The sequence below is a fragment of the Dolichospermum circinale AWQC131C genome (assembly GCF_000426905.1).
Lineage (GTDB): Bacteria > Cyanobacteriota > Cyanobacteriia > Cyanobacteriales > Nostocaceae > Dolichospermum > Dolichospermum circinale.
Window position 1 is genome coordinate 40193 of the sequence record NZ_KE384613.1, and the last position, 21015, is coordinate 61207.

Annotated in this window: 14 protein-coding genes; 6 read left to right on the forward strand and 8 right to left on the reverse strand. The window is 38.2% G+C overall.

Annotation, left to right across the window (positions count from 1 at the left end; translation table 11 throughout):
- Nucleotides 1–209: 209 nt before the first annotated feature.
- A complete protein-coding gene (locus tag ACIR131C_RS0112020; protein ID WP_028090390.1) occupies nucleotides 210–3416 on the reverse strand; it encodes a glycoside hydrolase family 15 protein in 3207 nt (1068 codons plus the stop codon).
- A gap of 494 nt (nucleotides 3417–3910) precedes the next feature.
- On the opposite strand from ACIR131C_RS0112020, the gene ppc reads away from it, so the two are divergent.
- Complete coding sequence (ppc, locus tag ACIR131C_RS0112025) at nucleotides 3911–6922, forward strand: phosphoenolpyruvate carboxylase (RefSeq protein WP_051347555.1); 3012 nt, start codon at nucleotides 3911–3913, stop codon at nucleotides 6920–6922.
- 192 nt (nucleotides 6923–7114) lie between these two features.
- On the opposite strand, the gene ACIR131C_RS0112030 is transcribed toward ppc, so the two are convergent.
- The gene (locus ACIR131C_RS0112030) at nucleotides 7115–8590 is read right to left on the reverse strand and encodes an S-layer homology domain-containing protein (protein ID WP_028090392.1); all 1476 of its coding nucleotides are present in this window, start codon (nucleotides 8588–8590) and stop codon (nucleotides 7115–7117) included.
- A 249-nt stretch (nucleotides 8591–8839) separates the two neighbouring features.
- Here ACIR131C_RS0112030 and ACIR131C_RS0112035 point away from each other — a divergent pair, with 249 nt between their 5' ends.
- The 5 genes from ACIR131C_RS0112035 to ACIR131C_RS0112055 all read left to right on the forward strand — a co-directional run bounded on the left by ACIR131C_RS0112035 (nucleotide 8840) and on the right by ACIR131C_RS0112055 (nucleotide 15853).
- The gene (locus tag ACIR131C_RS0112035; RefSeq protein WP_028090393.1) at nucleotides 8840–9736 is read left to right on the forward strand and encodes an alpha/beta fold hydrolase; all 897 of its coding nucleotides are present in this window, start codon (nucleotides 8840–8842) and stop codon (nucleotides 9734–9736) included.
- Between the two features lie 91 nt (nucleotides 9737–9827).
- Nucleotides 9828–12740 (forward strand): excinuclease ABC subunit UvrA, encoded by a 2913-nt coding sequence (gene uvrA, locus ACIR131C_RS0112040; RefSeq protein WP_028090394.1) that lies wholly within the window; start codon nucleotides 9828–9830, stop codon nucleotides 12738–12740.
- A gap of 89 nt (nucleotides 12741–12829) precedes the next feature.
- Entirely contained in the window at nucleotides 12830–14023 is a 1194-nt protein-coding gene (locus tag ACIR131C_RS0112045) for an ATP-binding protein (protein ID WP_028090395.1), read from the forward strand.
- Nucleotides 14020–15108: a ParA family protein gene (locus tag ACIR131C_RS0112050; protein WP_028090396.1), complete on the forward strand. Its 1089-nt coding sequence runs from the start codon at nucleotides 14020–14022 to the stop codon at nucleotides 15106–15108. Before ACIR131C_RS0112045 ends, ACIR131C_RS0112050 begins: the two co-directional genes overlap by 4 nt.
- A gap of 214 nt (nucleotides 15109–15322) precedes the next feature.
- A complete protein-coding gene (locus ACIR131C_RS0112055; protein ID WP_028090397.1) occupies nucleotides 15323–15853 on the forward strand; it encodes a hypothetical protein in 531 nt (176 codons plus the stop codon).
- A 2-nt stretch (nucleotides 15854–15855) separates the two neighbouring features.
- Here ACIR131C_RS0112055 and ACIR131C_RS0112060 read toward each other — a convergent pair whose 3' ends face one another.
- The 6 genes from ACIR131C_RS0112060 to ACIR131C_RS0112080 form a co-directional block, all read right to left on the reverse strand.
- Nucleotides 15856–16947 carry an extracellular solute-binding protein gene (locus ACIR131C_RS0112060; RefSeq protein WP_028090398.1) on the reverse strand — a complete coding sequence of 364 codons (1092 nt, stop codon included), beginning with the start codon at nucleotides 16945–16947 and terminating at the stop codon, nucleotides 15856–15858.
- A 156-nt stretch (nucleotides 16948–17103) separates the two neighbouring features.
- Nucleotides 17104–19164, reverse strand: a complete 2061-nt coding sequence (locus tag ACIR131C_RS0112065; protein ID WP_028090399.1) for a ribonuclease catalytic domain-containing protein — start codon at nucleotides 19162–19164, stop codon at nucleotides 17104–17106.
- A gap of 203 nt (nucleotides 19165–19367) precedes the next feature.
- The gene (gene rpsR / locus ACIR131C_RS0112070) at nucleotides 19368–19583 is read right to left on the reverse strand and encodes a 30S ribosomal protein S18 (protein WP_028083526.1); all 216 of its coding nucleotides are present in this window, start codon (nucleotides 19581–19583) and stop codon (nucleotides 19368–19370) included.
- A gap of 2 nt (nucleotides 19584–19585) precedes the next feature.
- Nucleotides 19586–19780 (reverse strand): 50S ribosomal protein L33, encoded by a 195-nt coding sequence (gene rpmG / locus ACIR131C_RS24605; RefSeq protein ID WP_010998585.1) that lies wholly within the window; start codon nucleotides 19778–19780, stop codon nucleotides 19586–19588.
- A gap of 46 nt (nucleotides 19781–19826) precedes the next feature.
- The gene (locus tag ACIR131C_RS0112075; protein WP_028090400.1) at nucleotides 19827–20381 is read right to left on the reverse strand and encodes an RDD family protein; all 555 of its coding nucleotides are present in this window, start codon (nucleotides 20379–20381) and stop codon (nucleotides 19827–19829) included.
- Nucleotides 20382–20744: 363 nt separating this feature from the next.
- Nucleotides 20745–21015, reverse strand: a 271-nt coding sequence (locus ACIR131C_RS0112080; protein ID WP_028090401.1) for a GUN4 domain-containing protein, incomplete at its 5' end; no start/stop codon positions are given.

The window sequence follows — 21015 nt, forward strand, 5'->3', positions numbered from 1 at the left end:
CTCAGTGAGTTTCATCTTGCTGAGATCGAGTACTATTGCTCCCTCTTGCCGTGCCTTTTCAATGCGTTCCTCTGCTTCCTGATAAGCTTGATCTCGTGCCATAACCAAATCCTTTCTCTCACTGAGTTATATTATGTTATATAATATAGTCAAACCTGTTCTGGGTAACAGCCTACCATAATATTAGGCATTAGGCAGAAAATCTGAGTTTAAACATCTTTTACAAACTCCGTTAAGAACCTAAAGGCCTTCAAAATATAATTAGCGCAATCTTGAGGAGAACTATTATAAAATGATGGCCAGGCACGAGCTTTATCTTCATCATAATTATCTTGACGATGGGGATGATTTTCTAACCACGCTAACCGCACTGCGTGACCGATTAACACATCTAAAACGATATATTCTTCAATTTGTAAGTTTGGGTTATTAGCGACAATTGTAGCCAATTCCATCAGGGCTTCTACATTGACTTGGCGATATTCAGGGGCTTCAATTTTATTCAGTAAATGTTCAACTAATAAAGCAAAATTTCTTTCTCCTGCGGTCATTTCTGAAAGCATAATTTCACTTTCTAAACGATTCCGGCGTTCTAATTTATCACCAATGACTACACCTTTGCAATGCTGCATTAATAGCCAAACTTGTTTAAAAAAGTTCTTGGGTACACGATTTAATGCGCCTTCTGCTTGACGAAATCTGCGCCAACCATGGGGAGGAACTTCTATTTCTTCACTATTTACAGGTAACACAACCCAAGCAATATCACTTTCTTTTTGTTTGACGTGCAATGATTCCTGTTGACGCAATAAATTACTTACACCACTATATCCAGTTAACACTTGACGCAAACGCATTTTCACTTCAAAAGGTGATAACTCCATTAATTTTTCATAAGCTTCATCTTGGGTGAGATTAAATTCTCTAGCTATTTCGCTAGTAATTAAAAGAATCAGATAACCGACTCTTAATGTGATAAAACCGCGAAATAATTTTGGTTCAGATTTGATTAAAACACCAAGATAAATGAGAATTTCTTGTGTTAAAACCCGGTCGCGGATATCTTCACGACAGAAGTTATTGATTTTCTCAGCAATTTCATTTGCAGACATGGGAACAACCATTAAAGAAGCCTGACTATAAGCCCTCCCGACTGCAATTTGCTTTCCTTGTACCAAAATACTCGTTACCGCGTCTGATAAGCCAATATCAAGCATTTGACGTAAACCCGCAGCCCGTCGTACCACCGCCCAAATCCCTAAATCGCCGGCTTTGTTGTAAACTTCATCCAGTAAATCAGCTACAGTGACTTTATGATTTGGACCTCCATAACCTGTATTAAATTCTAAACCCTGTAAGCGACTTAATGTTTGCAGTAATTCAATCTGCTCATAAATATTTTCCGATGAACGCAAATATTGTAATAATAAATTTAAGTTGGTTTCGCATTCCATTTGAAATTCTTGAGTATGTCCCAAAGACCAACTTTTTTCTAAATGGGAAGTCAGATAATTACAACGAATTTTTTGATTAATTACTGATGATTGAGATAATGTTATATCTGACAAGAAATCAATTTTCTGAATTGCGGCTGTCAGCATTAATTGATTTAATTTTCCTAATTTTACCTGCACTCCATGACAAATACCATCTTTGAGTTCTTGCATTAATTCTAATAATGCTTCTGCACCAGTTTCTAGCATTGTCCGAGTAATCATTAAGGTCAAAGTCGGACGACCTAAATCACTCCAATATTTTTGAATATAAGCTAATTCTCCTCTAATTTGATCTACTAAAAAGTGATAATCAAGAGTTAGATAAAATTGCTGAGAATCTAAAAATGATGGTAAAAATACCACTGTTTGATCTTGAATTTTAAAAAATCTTGATGTCGTTAAACTTCTCAGTCTTCGCAGGGGACGACCTGTTAAACCTAATTGATCATTTCTACCAATTTGGGTATAAATTTGCGAAAGTTCTTCAGATTTTCTGACTTGAATTGGTGCTAATTGCTTAGGTGTTTGGGTTTCAATTCCATATATTTCTAACTGATTTTGTAATTCTTCATCTTCGGCTATTAAAGCAATTTGTACTAAGGCACTTCTGCTTTTTCCTACGCTTAAATGTCTACCTAAAGGATCAATATCTCCTAAGGAAATTAAACCCTCGCTTAACATTTCTCCCAAATAATATAAACTTTGCGCCCAAACTAAGGGAATATTTTCGTTAGGTAATCTTAATTGAGTTTGGGGATTTAATTTTTCTGCTTCTATATTTTCTTCAGGAACATAATATAGTTCTGGTAATAGCTGTAATCCATTTTGTTCTACCAATAGTGATTTTAAAAGTTGTTGATATTTCTCAACTTGTGTTTGTTCACCGCGAAATAAACCATCCAGAACTAAATAAGTGAAAAATAATGGCCACTCACATTCAATATGTTCAAATTCTTTCAATTCACCAGGTTCATAATGTAAACGTTCGGTGTCTTCTAAAACTGTTTGATGTCCATCTCTTAAAAAGCGTTTACAGCCATATTTTCCGGCTAATTTACTCACAATTTCTTTAAAGGTTCGCTCTCGTAATTTATCATCTTTGACAGCAAAAGCGGGATAACTAATAATGCTTAATAACGCCCCATCAATTTCTTTAGAACCTGATTCTCTGGGTAATAATGATTCTAAGGTGATTCTTGCTCTCGCAATTTCATCTGGTAAAACGTGAATTACTGAGGCTTGACTACCATAAACACCAAATAAATTGAGTCCATTTACTGCTTCTAAAGCTGCTTTAGCCATTCCTAAAGAACTGGCGTTTAATTCTGCATTACCATGATTAATTTTATTACCCCGTTCCCAAATTCCAAAATCTGGTGTCCGGTAAGCTCTGCCAATATAATAAACTAGATTTTGAACAAAGTTAACTTCATCTAATGTAAAAATAATTGATAAGCCACTGGCGGTCATTTCTGCTAACATTAACAAGAAGATAGATGTAGCGTCAAGTTGTAAATGTCCCCATTCATCATCACCAACTACAATATCACCTGTGGACGTATTGTATTTAGCGTGAAGTCCATCTAATAAAGATTGTGTATATTTAAATTTCTCTACTTTATGAGCTTGTCGCATCATAGCGAATAACAAGCCTCGCATTAATTTGACTACGCTATGTTCTAGTTCATAAGTGCGGCCACCATCACTATCAATTTTGCGATATGCTAAAGCTAAACCCCAAACGGCTAATATACTATACACATTATCTCGCACCCAGGCATCTGTATAATCACCATGAGCAGTCACAGCGGTACTCGCAGGTAATAAGCCAGTCATGGGATTTTGACGCGCTAAAATAATTGTTTTGATTTCTTGATAATAAAAGTCTAAGCGGGTTGTTAATGTGGTAGATATGTTCATTATGCTGATGATAAACTGGTAAAAAATTTAACTTTGTTGGTGTCCGGTGAATGAATAAAAAAACGGGGTTGCTGACTCAGGGTATGAATTTTAGTCTCACGCAAAGGCGCAAAGACGCAAAGGTAAGAGTTTTAAAGGTTCAATTTGGGAATTTCATAGTTCCCTGTTAAGAGTTCCCTATTCCCTATTCCCTATTCCCTGTTCCCTGTTCCCTGTATTGTATTCTAGTTCCCATGGCCTGAGTCAATGACAACAGGGTAAATATTCTGAAAATAGCTTTTCTCCTGTTTGCTGTTGAGTGCAGGCGAACTTTGTCTTAAAATGATGAGTAGGCATTTAGCGAAGTGGTTTATTCAAATTACCTCTTCCGATTGAAAATAAACGAAAAGCAGTTAAAAGTAAAATTAACCTGTGAGTAGTTCCTAAAAAAGCTAACAGCTTAATATTGGATACTCAAAACAAGGTAGATTAGACATTTTGAGTATCTTATGAGTATGATCAAAAGTATGAAAGCTGAAAATATTGATTCTCCGGTGCTACACTCGGAATTATTCTTACGTCACCGTCTACAAGTAGTAGAGGAATTGTGGGAAACGGTTCTCCGGCAAGAATGTGGTCAGGAAATGGTAGATTTATTACGTCAACTGCGGAATCTCTGTTCCCCGGAAGGACAAGCCACACATCACCAAGCCGCCTCAGCTGTAGAATTGATTGAACAATTGAATATCAATGAGGCTATTCGCGCTGCCCGTGCTTTTGCGCTCTATTTTCAGCTAATTAATATTATTGAGCAGGAATACGAGCAAAAACAGCAATTAACCCGCTATGCAATTCAACCTGAACAAAAACTTTTTCCCAGTATCATTTATACTACTAACCAACGGGAGGAAGATGTACTGATTACGAAAGAAGTAGGTAGCGATTTAATGACACCGGAAACTCAGCAAAAAGGCAGTTTTGCGGCTTTATTTCCCCTATTATTTCAGTTGAATGTTCCCCCACAACAAATTCAACGTCTCATTTCTCAACTGGATATCCGCTTGGTTTTCACCGCACACCCGACAGAAATTGTCCGTCATACTATCCGAGATAAACAGCGTCAGGTGGTACATCTTCTACAAAAAATGGATGATAGCATAAGTCATGCTGGTAGTTATCCTTGGGAAACAGCAGAAATCAAAGAGAGGTTACTGGAAGAAATTCGTCTCTGGTGGCGTACGGATGAGTTGCATCAGTTCAAACCGACGGTTTTAGATGAAGTAGACTATGCCCTTCACTACTTTCAAGAGGTTTTATTTGATGGGATTACACAATTATATAAACGCTTTAAATACTCCCTAGAGGAAACTTTTCCCTGGTTACAACCACCAGGGACAAATTTCTGCTCCTTTGGTTCTTGGGTAGGTTCAGACCGAGATGGTAATCCCTCTGTGACACCAGAAGTAACATGGAAAACCGCCTGTTATCAACGGAAAATGGTTTTAGAGCGGTATATTAAATCTGTGAAAGAGTTGGTAACATTACTGAGCGTGTCTATGCAGTGGAGTGATGTATTGCCAGATTTACTGGAATCTCTGGAGTTAGATCAATCACAGTTAAGTAGCGTTTATGACTCTTTAGCTTTAAGGTTTCGTCAAGAGCCTTATCGTTTAAAGTTATCTTATATACTGAAAAGACTAGAAAATACACGAGATCGAAATCTAGCCTTATATAATCGAGAAACGCCGCAAAATGAAGATGCACCTATGTACCGGTCCGGTACAGAATTTTTAGCGGAATTGTTATTAATTCAACGCAACTTGCGGGAAACAGGTTTAAGTTGTCGAGAGTTAGAAAATCTGATTTGTCAAGTAGAAATATTTGACTTTAATCTCACACAATTAGATATTCGTCAAGAATCTTCTCGTCATGCTGACGCAATTAATGAAATTCTGGAATATTTGCAGCTTTTACCGCAATCTTACCATGAATTATCCGAAGAACAGAGAATAGCTTGGTTAACCGCAGAATTGCAAACTCGTAGACCATTGATTCCCGCTGAATTACCATTTTCCGAAAAAACCAATGATGTTATTCAAACCTTCCGCATTTTGCGATCGCTGCAACAGGAATTTGGTATCAATATCTGTCAAACTTATATTATTAGTATGTGCCGTGAAGTCAGCGACGTACTAGAAGTTTTACTATTAGCCAAAGAATCAACCTTATTTGACCCTGTACTTGCGGTGGGGACAATTCGCGTTGTGCCTCTATTTGAAACCGTAGAAGATTTACAACGTTCCAGACGTGTAATGCGACAACTGTTTGAACTGCCTTTGTATCGTGCTATGCTGGCTGGAGGCTACGCTGCAATTAACAATACAGAAGCACAAACAAATCCATCTATTGCTACACTCAGTCCTAACTTACAGGAGGTAATGCTAGGGTATTCTGATAGTAATAAAGACTCTGGTTTTTTAAGTAGTAACTGGGAAATTCATAAAGCCCAAAAATCACTCCAGAAAATTGCTGAAAGTTATCGTGTAAATCTGCGGATTTTCCACGGACGCGGGGGGTCTGTAGGTCGCGGTGGCGGTCCTGCTTATGAAGCAATTTTAGCCCAACCGGGTAACAGTATTAGCGGCCGAATCAAAATCACCGAACAAGGGGAAGTATTAGCTTCTAAATACTCCTTATTAGATTTAGCCTTATATCACTTAGAGACTATCACCACAGCAGTAATTCAAGCGAGTTTATTGGGGACAGGGTTTGATGATATTGAACCTTGGAATGAGATCATGGAAGAATTAGCTCATGCTTCTCGTCAGCACTATCGTAACCTAATTTATGAGCAACCTGATTTTATTGATTTCTTTCACCAGGTTACACCCATAGAAGAAATCAGCCAATTACAAATTAGTTCTCGTCCGGCCCGTCGTCCATCTGGTAAAAAAGATTTAAGCAGTTTACGAGCTATCCCATGGGTATTTAGTTGGACACAAACCCGCTTCTTATTACCTTCTTGGTATGGAATTGGTACAGCTTTACAAAAATTTCTGGACGAAGAACCAGAACAACATTTGAAATTACTGCGCTATTTTTACCTCAAGTGGCCATTCTTTAAAATGGTGATTTCCAAAGCAGAAATGACTTTAGCAAAAGTGGACATGGAAATGGCACGTCATTATGTCAATGAATTATCTAACCCTGAAGATAAAACTAGATTTGAGAATGTTTTTGAACAAATTTCTCGGGAATTTTTCCTGACTAGAGATTTAGTTTTAAAAATCACCGGACACGAAAAACTCTTAGATGGTGATCCAATTTTACAACGTTCTGTACAATTAAGAAATGGTACAATTGTCCCTTTAGGATTTATCCAAGTTTCCCTCCTAAAACGCCTACGTCAGTCGAAAAATGCACCTACAACTGGTGTAATTCACTCTCGTTACAGCAAAGGAGAATTACTCAGAGGTGCATTATTAACCATTAACGGTATTGCAGCAGGAATGAGAAATACTGGTTGATACAATACAATAAGGAAGAAACATTCTATTTCTTCCTTTGCGCGAAACAAAAATATCATCAAAAACCCATTGTTTCCCCTATTTTCTCACATTCTAAGTAGGTGAACGGAAAAAAACGACATAAGTAACAAAAAGTAATGTTCCCTGTTCCCTGTTCCCTTGTCATAACGACAATTTTTAACGCCAACCTACTTATCTTGTGATTTTCACATTGTATTTGGAGGGAAAATCTACTACTTCACCATTAACAACCATTGCTCTATATAGTAATGCACATACATCTGCCCTAGTGGCAATTTTTTTAGTATTCAACAATCTTATATTTGGATAGTTGACAATTACACCATTTTGTGTTAAACTAGCGATAAAATTACGGTGTTCCCCTTTCAGGGTAGAGGCATCACTATAAACTGAAAGAATATTTTCTGGAGAACCAGTAAATTGATAATTCAGTCCTTTGGCTAAGGTGATTAAAATATCTAAACGAGTCAGCTTTTGAGTAGGGTTGAATTTTTTACTACCCAATGTGTTAAAAAAGCCCATTTCATAACTCTCTCGAATCGCATTATAAGCCCAATGTCGCGGCGGAATATCTTTAAAAGCTACCGCTTTACGGATTTTACTTTTCATAAACACTTTTTGCAACAAAACAGCTAATTCTCCACGAGTTACCGCTGCGTTAGGACGAAAAGAACCATCAGGAAAGCCACCAATTATTTCCATTGCGGCCAATTCGCTAATATATTCTTTAGCCCAATAGTCCTTGGAAATATCAGAAAATGAAACTTTAATATTTTTTGCTACACCTATTTGCCGATATTTACTTAACAGTTCTCCCAGTTCAAAACTGGAATTTTCCTGAATTGGAATTAACTGTGTTATCTTCCCCGGAGGGACTGTTAAGGCTTGTGCTAAGTTAGAATCAAAGATGTTGATAGATTTACCAACAACATCACTCAGGGATATAGGATAAGCACTAGCTGTAGGAATTTGAGAAAACCCCGCTGCTTGATATTGAGTAATACTTATATTTTCCGAACTACTCAGAAAAGTAACTTTTTGGTTATTAAGTTGGATGAAATAGTCGTATTTGGTACTATCATCATCAACAATGCTATCATTGTTAGCATCAGTGCCATAAAAAGTACGAACTACTTGATCTACTATGGGGTTAGCTGATAAAACGAGGTTGACCGCAGTATTTTCTGGTAAAATGGCAAATTCACTGTAACCAATCAAGCGATTTGTGGTATCATATAAACGAACGACTATAATATCCCCTGATTTAAACCCCTTGACAAAATTAGCCTTTTGCTTCATTCTATATCTATAATCGCCTAAAAATCTCTCTTGGCGATATTTGTCACCATATTTACTTTTGATGGAAATACGGGCTGTTACCTCTGAGATTGTACCACCTGGTTGCCAGATATAAAGTGTGAATGCTGGTTTTCTCTCTGGAGAAGAACTGTTAGCAACAGCAACTCCGACTGCTTTACCGTCAGATTTATCTGCTAAAACTTGCTTTTGTGAAAACTGACTGAAATTTGGTGTATCTAAATAGGACAGTTTTGATAATGCTAATGCGGAAGATATTGGCGATAATGCGACAATAGAAACAGTTGTAATAACTAGTTTACAGCAATAAGTTAATTTAATGGGATTCATGATATTTTAGCTCACACCTGGCAAGTAAACTAATGATAATTGGTAATTACAAGTAAACACTGTCAAGTTTAAGGCACAAACATTAAATTGTCTAGGTTTGTTTGAGGAACAAAACTCAATATCAACATCTTCACGACCTTGTTGGGTTTCGCTGTTGCTTTACCCAAGCTACAATTATCCAATGATAATTGACAATTGATCATCATAGATAATAAATTAAACCAGAAATTTACACTAAAATTTTGACAAATGACAATTACAACCCAACATTTACAGACATTAGAAAAACAAGTTTGGACTTGGCGAAATTATAAAGTTCAATATACAGTTATGGGTACAGGCCAACCATTGGTACTTATTCATGGTTTTGGTGCTTCCATTGGCCATTGGCGGAAAAATATCCCGGTTCTGGCTGCGGCTGGTTATCAGGTGTTTGCTTTAGATTTGTTGGGGTTTGGGGGTTCTGATAAAGCCAAGGTAGATTATACCATGGAATTGTGGGCAGAATTATTAAAAGATTTTCACAATAAACATATTCAGACACCGGCGATATTTATTGGTAATTCCATTGGCGCACTTTTAAGTTTAATTATTTTAACAGAATACCCTGAAATTGCGGCGGGAGGCGTGTTAATTAACTCCGCTGGTGGTTTAAGTCACCGTCCCCAGGAATTAAACCCACTGCTGCGGGTTTTTATGGCGACTTTTAACAAGTTAGTAGCTAACCCAGTGACGGGTAAATTTGTTTTTAACCGTATTCGCCAAAAATCACAAATTAGACGGACATTATATCAAGTGTACCGCGATCGCAACGCTGTAACCGATGAACTTGTAGATTTACTCTATATACCATCTTGTGACCCAGGAGCGCAAGCTGTTTTTGCGGCGATTCTCACCGCACCCCCTGGACCTAGTCCTAGTTCGTTATTACCTAAGTTAGAATGGCCTTTATTAGTAATTTGGGGTGAGGAAGATCCTTGGACACCAATTACAGGAGCGGATGTTTATAGACTAGCACAAAAAGATGGTAAAGATGTGAAAATTGTCCCGGTTCCTGGTGCTGGCCATTGTCCCCATGATGAAGTTCCCGATGTGGTTAATGGTGAAATCATTAGTTGGTTGGGACAGATAATTGGTAATAGGTAAAAGGAAACCAAAATTAGATTTTACCATAAACCAGGGAAAGATAGTATTATTAAGGATTGTTTCAATGTGTAACTTTCCCTAGCCTGTCAATATGTCAGAAAATCTAGCCGCTTTTTTAAATGATCTGCTTCCATCCCCTGATCATAGCCAAAATACTATCCGCATTCGGGGTGCTAGACAGCATAATCTGAAAAATATTGATTTGGAATTACCCCGTGATCGTTTGATTGTTTTTACTGGGGTTTCTGGTTCGGGTAAATCCTCCTTGGCCTTTGATACCATCTTTGCGGAGGGTCAACGTCGTTATGTGGAATCCCTAAGCGCCTATGCTCGCCAATTTTTGGGACAATTGGATAAACCTGATGTAGAAGCAATTGAGGGTTTAAGTCCCGCAATTTCCATTGACCAAAAATCAACTTCCCATAATCCCCGTTCCACAGTGGGAACAGTAACGGAAATTTATGATTATTTGCGATTGTTATATGGTCGAGCGGGTGAACCTCATTGTCCCCTTTGTGATCACTCTATTGCGCCTCAAACCATTGACCAGATGTGCGATCGCATTATGGAACTTCCCGACCGCACCCGCTTCCAAATTTTAGCCCCTGTAGTCCGCGGAAAAAAAGGAACTCACCGCAAATTAATTTCTGGTTTAGCTTCCCAAGGTTTCGCTCGTTTGCGGATAAACGGGGAGGTGCGAGAGTTATCTGATTTGATCGAGTTAGATAAAAATAGTACACATACTATAGAACTGGTTATTGACAGATTAGTTAAAAAAGATGGTATTCAAGAGCGGTTGGTAGATTCTCTAGCCACTTGTCTCAAGCAATCTAACGGAATTGCTAAAATTGTCATTAGTCAGTCGTCAGTGGTCAATAGCAATGAAGAAACAACTGACAATGGACAACTGACAACGGACAAAGAAGAAGAAATGGTATTTTCAGAAAACTTTGCTTGTCCCGAACATGGTGCGGTAATGGAAGAGTTATCCCCACGGTTGTTTTCTTTTAATTCACCCTATGGCGCTTGTCCCCATTGTCATGGGATTGGGACTTTAAGAAGATTTTCCCCGGAGTTGGTTGTACCTAATGAAAATTCGCCTATGTATGCGGCGATCGCTCCTTGGTCAGAAAAGGAAAATTCCTATTATTTAGAATTATTGTATGCTGTGGGGTTGAATTATGGCTTTGAGTTACAAACTCAATGGGGGAAATTGACAGTAGAACAGCAAAAAATTGTCTTGTATGGAGAAGAAGAACCGAAAAATCCAACGGAGAAAAAGCAAATTTTTAAAGGTGTAATTCCCATTTTACAAAGACAATATGAAGGGGGAACAGAGTTAATTAAACAGAAATTAGAAGAATATTTAATTGATCAACCTTGTGAAGTTTGTGGAGGGAAAAGATTAAAACCCGAAGCCTTAGCTGTGAAATTGGGACAATATGGAATTTTAGATTTTACTACCGTTTCCATTCGGGAATGTCGAGAAAGAATAGAAAAATTAAAATTGAGCGATCGCCAAAGTCAAATAGCTGATTTAGTTCTGAGAGAAATCAAAGCTAGATTACAATTTTTATTAGATGTTGGCTTAGATTACCTCACCTTAGATCGTCCCGCCATGACATTATCAGGTGGAGAAGCTCAACGCATTCGTTTAGCGACACAAATTGGTTCAGGACTAACAGGAGTTTTATACGTTTTAGATGAACCAAGTATCGGTTTACATCAAAGAGATAACGCCAGATTACTAAAAACCTTAACCAAATTACGGGACTTAGGAAATACCTTAATAGTTGTCGAACATGACGAAGAAACTATCCGCGCGGCTGATTATATAGTTGATATTGGTCCTGGGGCGGGAATTCATGGAGGACACATTATTTCTCAAGGAAATTTAGAGAATTTACTCAATGCAGAAAAATCCTTAACTGGGGCTTATTTATCAGGAAAAAGAGTCATAAATACTCCCGCCAAAAGAAGAGAAGGAAATGGCCGAGCCTTAACTATTAAAAATGCGCGTCGCAATAACTTACAAAATGTAGATGTAGAAATTCCCTTGGGAAAACTAGTTTCTGTTACCGGTGTTTCTGGTTCAGGAAAATCTACCTTAATTAATGAATTACTTTATCCAGCATTACAACATCATTTACTCAAAAAATCCCCCGCACCTAAAGATATAGACGAGATCAAAGGTTTAAACTGTGTTGATAAAGCCATTGTCATTGACCAATCACCCATAGGGAGAACTCCCCGTTCTAACCCCGCAACCTATACCGGAGTTTTCGATATTATTCGTGATGTTTTTTCCCAAACTGTAGAAGCGAAAACCAGAGGTTATAAAGCTGGACAATTTTCCTTTAATGTCAAAGGTGGACGTTGTGAAGCTTGTAGTGGACAGGGTGTAAATGTCATTGAAATGAACTTTTTACCTGACGTTTATGTACAATGTGAAATTTGCAAAGGTGCGAGATATAACCGAGAAACCCTGCAAGTTAAATATAAAGATAAATCAATTTCTGATGTTTTGAAGATGACCGTTGAAGAAGCATTAGATTTTTGTCAAAACATTCCCAAAGCCGTAACGAGATTACAAACATTAGTAGATGTTGGTTTAGGTTATGTCCAATTAGGACAACCAGCCACAACCTTATCTGGTGGAGAAGCGCAGCGGGTGAAATTAGCGACAGAACTATCTCGACGCGCGACCGGAAAAACCTTATATTTAATAGATGAACCAACCACAGGCTTATCCTTTTATGATGTTCACAAATTGTTAGACGTTTTACAAAGACTAGTAGATAAAGGAAATTCAATTTTAGTCATTGAACATAATTTAGATGTGATTCGTTGTTCAGATTGGGTCATAGATTTAGGACCAGAAGGAGGGGATAAAGGAGGAGAAATAATTGCTGCGGGAACGCCCGAAGATGTGGCGCAAAATTCCCGTTCTTATACTGGGGAATATTTACGGCAGGTGTTAGCTCAATATCCAGCAATGGAGTAATTTTTTTCTCACCCAGAGGCGCGAAGAAAGGAGGTTATCATATTAATGCAGTATAAAAAAGTGACAATTTGTGAATGAGGAGAAAATGAATGAATGACCAGGAGTTAGAAATTCTCCTCAACGATATGGAATCAGACCGAGTGGAACGTAAGGCTTCAATATCCGATAGAGGTAAACTTTGTGAAGCCATTTGTGCATTTGCTAATGATTTACCCAACCATCAAAAACCAGGAGTTTTATTTATTGGTGTTAATGATAATGGAACTTGTGCGAACCTGACCATAGATGATAAACTTCTGCTGACACTTTCAGGTATGCGAGATGATGGCAACATCTTACCTTTTCCAACCATGATTGTTCAAAAACGCAATATTAATGGTTGTGAATTAGCAGTTGTAATTGTCGAACCATCAGATGCTCCACCTTTACGTTTTAAGGGACGAGTTTGGATTAGAGTAGGTCCCCGCAGAGCTACTGCAACAGCAGAAGAAGAACGTCGTTTAGCTGAAAAAAGACGTTCAAAAGACTTACCTTTTGATTTACGTGCTTTAACATCAGCTAGTTTAGATGATCTTGATTTAGAAATTTTTCGTCGAGTTTATTTACCCTCATCTTTAGCAAATGATGTTTTGCAAGAAAATCAACGTTCAGTTGAACAACAACTCAAATCAATGCGGTTTGCCACAATTGATGCTTTAGCTAAACCAACTATTTTGGGTGTATTAGTTATTGGGAATGACCCTAGACAATTCATTCCCTGTGCCTATATTCAATTTCTCCGCATTGATGGCACTGAATTAACAGAACCAATTAAAGACCAAAAAGAAATTGGTGGTGCGCTGCCAGATTTGTTGCGAATGCTAGACGAAATTTTTCAAGTTAATATATCTGTTGCTACTGACATTACAGCCCAACCAATTGAATTACAACAACCTGATTATCCCATAGTTGCCTTACAACAATTAGGAAGAAATGCAGTCATGCACCGTACCTATGAAGGGACAAATGCACCAGTCAGAATTACCTGGTTTAATGACCGCATTGAAATTCAAAATCCTGGAGGTCCCTTTGGTCAAGTAAATCGGCAAAACTTTGGTCAACCAGGGATAACTGATTATCGTAATCCCCACCTAGCTGAAGCCATGAAAAATCTTGGTTATGTGCAGCGATTTGGTTTAGGAATTGAACTTGCTCGTCAGCAACTTCTAAAAAATGGTAATCCACCTCTGAAATTTACTGTAGAAGATGCCCATGTTTTGGTAACACTGAAGAAAAAATTATGAGTGCAAAGATTATTGCTTTCTTTAATAATAAGGGAGGAGTCGGTAAAACTTCCTTAGTCTATCATTTAGCATGGATGTATCAAGATTTAGGACTGCGAGTAGTTGCTGCTGATTTAGATCCCCAAGCTAACCTTACTACCGCTTTTTTAGATGAGGAACGCTTGGAACAAATTTGGTTAGGAAATAGTGAACCAACAACTGTTTTTGATTGTGTGCAACCTTTATTAAAAGGTACTGGTGATATTGATAATCCACATTTAGAATATATCCAAGAATATGAAAACTTAGCTCTTTTAGTTGGAGATTTAGCACTTGCTGGTTTTGAAGATGAGCTTTCAGCACAGTGGCCTAATTGTCTTGGTGGAGGTGGACAAGAAAGAGCTTTCCGGGTAATTTCTGCTTTTTGGAGAATTTTACAACTAACAGCCGTTAAACACCAAGCAAATGTAATATTGATGGATTTGGGACCAAATTTAGGAGCAATAAATCGTGCAGCCTTAATTGCTGCTGATTATATTGTTGTTCCCCTAGCACCAGATTTATTTTCTCTCCAAGGACTGCGTAACCTTGGACCTACATTAAGAACTTGGCGTACAGATTGGGAAGAAAGATTATCTAAAACAAATTCTTCAGGGAAAAAAAGTTTAGCAAAAGATTTACAACTTCCCCAAGGAACAATGCAATCTGTTGGCTACATTGTTTTACAACATTCAGTTAGATTAGATCGTCCAGTCAAAGCTTATGAACGTTGGATTGCTCGTATTCCCACAGTTTACAGAGAAGATGTTTTAGATCAGCCCGGTGAAAATCTAATTTCTATCGAAAATGATCCCAATTGTTTAGCCTTACTTAAAAACTACCAAAGTTTGATGCCAATGGCTCAGGAAGCTCATAAACCTATGTTTTACTTAAAACCTGCTGATGGTGCCATTGGCGCTCATACTAAAGTAGTCAGAAATGTTTATGATGATTTTAAAAAATTAGCCTATAAAATAGCAGAAAGAACACAAGTAAACATTCCCGAAATTGATAGTAGTTCCCATACTCGTGAGGTACAAAGTTTTTTATTTTTAGAGAACTCTTAAGTGGTAATAAACCACAAACGTTAAATATAAAAACCCTCTCAAACTCTCATTCCTTTGTGTTCTCTGTGTTCTGGCGTGGTTCGTTTTTAGCAACTTGTGCGTAAGTCCTAAAATAAACAAAAATCAGCAGCTTAATTTTTCAATTCAACATTGTGTAAAATTAGCAAATTCTGTCTTTCAAAGATTACTTACTCTCAACACCAACAGAAAATATATGAATAAAGATAATTTATTTACCCACAAAAAACCCCAGCTATTATTAGCAATTCTCACTTTTACTACTTCTTGCTTTTTCCCTATTCTTCCATCAAAATCCCAAAATATCCCTTTACCTTCTCAAGCACCTTTAGAATTGGATTTACTCACCCAACCAAAAGATAATATCATCACGTCTAAAACTATTCATCCCCAAGAATTGACAATTCCTAGTTTATGGTGGTTTCAGAAAAACTCGGAAAACAAACTTTTGGATAATTGGATAGTTTACCCTGCTTCTCAATCTGAACCCCCACGAGTAGATGTAATTGTTAATCAGCCAGTTTGGATTTTATTAGATTATTTAGAACAGTATGTTTTTGTCAATCGTTTGGGGGGTTTAACTAGTAAGTCTGGTTACAATATTCGAGTTTTTGACTATCAAAAAGAATTTTTAGCAGCTTATACCTGTAATTTTACTCAAACTCCCGTTTCCTGTAGTATTCAGATGAATAATCAAAGCAAATTTGGTTTGCGTCCCTCTTTCTAAAATTACGATTTTTTCATCTTCATAAATAAATCTTCATACTTTTGTGTTACTTCAGGACGCAAGGGAAGTAAAAATTCACTTTTGGCAAAAACTTCTGAATTATTCAATAACAAGTTCTGTAGGGGCTTCTGGATGTCTCTGATGGGAATATTATTGTCAACGGGAGAATTGCTTTTAGTTAGTAAAGCAATTTGCTTAGATGTATTCGGTTGCAAACAAAAATCTAGCCATTTATATGCTAGAGTATCATTACTAACTCCTGTAGGACTTACCCATAAATCTGCCCAAATTGCTGTTCCTGACTGGGGAACAACTGCGGTAAATTTTTGATAACGACTGATCATGGGGATGATATCATTTGACCATCCTACTGCTAACCAAGTATCCCCAATAATTAATGGTTCTAAATAGTTTGTAGAATCATAAAATTTAACTTGTTTATTTAATGCTTGTAATTCTGATTCTAAGGAGGAGATTTGATTAATATTTTCGGTATTATAAGATTTTCCTAATTTCTTCAACACTAAACCAATTACTTCTCGCGGATGATTAAGTAAAGATATCCGATTTTCTAATTCACTACGCCATAAATCACTCCAATCTCTCGGTTTCCATCCTAACTTTTCAAATTTTTCTTGATTATAAACAATGACTGTATTTCCCCAGCGGTAAGGAATACCCCAAATTTTCCCTTCCTGATCATGCTTAACTAATTGTTGCCATTTTTCATCTAGTTTAGCTAAATTTTCGATCTTTCCTGTTGATAAGGGTTCAATCAATTTCTGATTAATTGCTGCTGGTAACCAATAATCTCCCAATGTTACCAGATTTGCTGGCAATGATTTTTGATTTTTATTAGTTGGTGGTTTTTGCCAAGTTTGTAATAATTTAAATAATTCCTCAATCTGATCAATTGGGGTAAATTTCAATTTTCCCCCTGACTCTACGGTCTTGCGAAACTGATTAACTACCTGACCGGGAATGGAGTTTTTTAATAGCTGTACATTCAGAGGTGCTTGCTTTGTCTCGCACCCAATTATGATTTGCGAAAGTGCTAAAGTAGTTGTACCTAATAAAAAAGATCGTCTGTCCATGGATTTTGCATTTAAGGCAAGAGTAAAGAGGCAAGAGTAAAGAAGTTTTCAGCGATTTTACGTTTCTTGATAAAGTTTGGTTTTATTATGTTAACCTACTTAATTCGCTACTACAAAAACAAAGTCCACCTGGGTGGACTTTAGGTCAATCGCTAATTAATTTATAATTGATTGGGCTTCTTGATACATAATCTCCTGGAAATGAATCAAATCTTTTTGCGGGTCAGCCAAACTAACTTTTACTAATAAATTCTCTCCCAAACTGACAGAACGCCGGAAGGACATAGGCAATTGTAAACCTAGATCTTCTAATAAAATTAGTGCTAAATTACTATCTTCACGCAACCACATCAATACTGTCACCTGCCAAACTTCTTCAGGATGACGACGTAAATATTCTAAAGCATAATATCTATTAGTTTGTCGTTCTACCATCGTTGCTTCTTGGGTGGCGCTGCTGACTGTCATCATCACTTCTTTGAGTTGTTCCGCAGAGAATGGTAAACCTTCACCGCGTAAATGTGCTTTCAATTGGAAATGAGTCAGTAAGTCGCTATAACGGCGAATAGGAGAAGTAGCTTGTGTATAAGTATCTAAACCTAAGCCCGCATGACGCACAGGTGTAATACTCATTTCGCTCTTAGGCATACAGCGACGCATAGCACAGGAACGGACAAAGCCCGCTGGTAATTGCAGTAATTCCTCCTCTGGAGGTAATTCCGGTTGGGGTTGACCGCGAAAAGGGAGAGGGATATTATGGGTTTGACCATAACGGGCTGCTACTTCTCCAGCCAGAATCATCATTTCTGCTACTAGTTGCCTGGACAAGGAATCATCTAATATATCAATATTTATATCATCGTCCTTGACTTTGATCATCGCTTCTGGCATATTGATACTAATAGCCCCTTGACCATAACGCCAATTTTTGCGTATTTTTGCCCAATTAGCGATCGCTTCAATTTCTGGTTCTGCTTGTACTCCCAATTGCAACATCTCATCTACATCTTCATAGGTGAGACGATAGGTAGGCTTAATTAAACCAGTATGTATACAATAATCTTCTACAGACCCAACTTGATCTAAAATCACCCCAAAGCTGAGAGCGCAACAGACTTTCCCCTGTACCAAACTCATGGGACCTGTAGCTAACACCTCTGGAAACATGGGAATCATCCCCGTAGGTAAATAAACCGTACTCCCCCGTTTTCTTGCTTCCAAATCTAATTCATCATCTGGCACTAACAACCTGGTAGGATCGGCTATATGTACCCACAACCGTTCTCTTCCATCTGGTAATACCTCCCAACTCAAACCATCGTCTATTTCCGTAGTGCTTTCGTCATCAATGGTGTATACCTTGAGATGAGTCAGATCGAGACGGTTTGTGTCTAAATCTGTGCTAGGGAAATCCAAACGTTCTTGCGCCACTTCTAATACCTTATGCGGAAATTGAACAGAAATTGATGAACGGCGTAGGAACAGGTTCTCATGGGGACCCCACCAACCCAAATCTATCAACAGTTGAAAAGCACCTTGGGGCGTAGCAGAACGTCCCAGCATATTCATAGTTTCTAATACTGAGGTTGGAGGCGGACAAGCACGGGCTAAAGAGTCGTAATTTACCTTCAGCGTGATCACATCTGCCAGCAGAGTTGCATACTTTTCTAATGCTTCTAAACGCTGGCGATCTATTCTTTGCCATTCTACCACTTCGCCCTGAAGTGCCTGTTCTACACGGGCTAAAAATTCCTGCTGTCCCTTTGCTTTTTGTGATTCTACAGCGATCTGGTGCTTGCGTTCTGCTACCTGGGCTGCGCTACGTGGTTCGTAAGCCTCCCCTTTTTGCTTAAAATAGAGTTTATCCTCTGATAGCAAACAATGGGCTGCATAACACTGGGGAGGGGCTGATTCCGAAAACAGTAGATTCGCCATTTGGTCAGGGGTGACAGTTTCCCCATCTTCAATGAGTAGTTCCCATGCTACTTCCAAACTCGACGGATCTAGATAAGGCTGGACTTGATTTAAAAACTCAGGAATTTCCCCTGGTTTATACATTTGTCCGCTCACTGTGTAAGTAAATTGACGCGGTGCGAGGCTGTGGGATTGACCACGTTCATCTACTACAAACCAACGAGTTTTCCCATCTGGACGATCTACCACCCCCAGACGGCGATCGCTTTGAACCCTAAATTCAACTAACGTCCCCTTATCCACAACTGTCGCACTCTAATATTTTTAGATTTTTAGACTGGAGATTCAGGATTAAATAGCCAGTATCTAATCCTTTTCTGCCCATTATCCCATTAATTTTAATTAATTGTTAAATTTTAGATTTTGGACTGAAAGTAACCGCGCAATATCCATGCAACCGCCACTTTTCTTGGATAATCTTCCAAAATCCAAAATCCAAAATCTTTTTAACCTTCGGCGTTAATGAAAGGTAACAAAGCCACAATCCGGGCCCGTTTAATAGCTAGAGTCAGCGCCCGTTGTTGCTGACAGGTCAACCCAGTAATTCTCCGAGGTAGTATTTTACCCCGTTCGGTGAGAAACTTCCGCAACAAATCTACATCCTTATAATCAATGACTTCCCCTGGTTTAATGGGGGAAAGACGACGACGATAGTAACTCATTCTTACTTAATTTCCTTATGAACTGTGTGTTTGTTGCAGTGGGTACAGAACTTTTTCAGTTCTAAACGGTTGGTTGTGTTCCGACGGTTTTTAGTGCTGGTATAGCGGGATACGCCAGGGGAACGTTTATCTGGATTTGTTCGACACTCGGTGCATTCTAGTGTCACTATTATACGCGCACCTTTACTCTTAGCCATAAACTTACAAACTGTAAAGCCTGGAGATAATTAACACAAATTGCCATTATCTCACATTTCGCTGAAATTTTTCAACCAGTCTTTTAATTTTTAGATCTAAAGAATAACCACGTTGGGAGGAAACTATGATAGTCCGAAAAAAGCGGTCATGGAAGGACTGACGCATTTGAGTATCAGATAAAGCAGCGCCGCCGTCAATGATTAGGGGAAGCAATAACACAATAGCAGCGGGATTGAGGATGATATTAGCCAAGAAAATGGATAATAATAAGCTAGAAAAGCAAATAATCCCTTCTCGCAGCAATAACGTCTGAAATTGGGGGATTCTATTCACTATTTCCCCATTTACGACTTCTAGCAGTTTTAAATCAAATGCCCAACGTCCTAAACTTTGTCCCTGATTATTGTAAACTATGACAACGCGAAAAATTAGCCAAGCAAAAATAAAAACAAAGATTTGGGCAAATTGTACACCGATTTGATTATTTCTGACGATAGAACTGAGAAACCATACAATCAAAAAGTCAAGAGCTAAGGCCATACCCCGACGGGTAATGTCTCCTTTCTGGTAGTGTCTTTGATTTGCTTTAACAAGAGTCATACCCAACCTACAGACTATTTTTTGTAGGTCGGGTTAAGCGACAGCGCAACCCGACGCTCATGTTGGGTTTCATGCTTCAACCCAACCTACAGACTATTTTTTGTAGGTCGGGTTAAGGGACAGCGTAACCCGACGTTCATGTTGGGTTTCGTACCTCAACCCAACCTACAGACTATTTTTTGTAGGTCGGGTTAAGCAACAGCGCAACCCGACGTTTATGTTGGGTTTTGTACCTCAACCCCAAACTACAAATTTACTACAGGTATACTACAAACTGCCTAACAATGAAATCGCCAAAGCCTAATAAATAGGTTGTTTATCTTTTGATAAGAAATACTTATAATCTTGTATAACGCTTATGGGTTATAGTCTAGAGAAGAGAAAAGAGTAATACACTTCACTCACTACCACAACCCCCACCACCACTTCCCCAAAACCGGGCAGGTGTCCAGGTAGTGCATTTGTACTAAAAGTGTAACTATCGTAACTGAGCCAAGCATCATTTTTTCTCCAACCAACGCGCTCACTTAACTTTACATAAGTATCATAGTCGGTTATATAGTCAGGTTCACCATCTAACTTGCCTCCCAACTCCAGCCAAATTTGCTTTTGTACAGAAAAGCCAAATTTACCA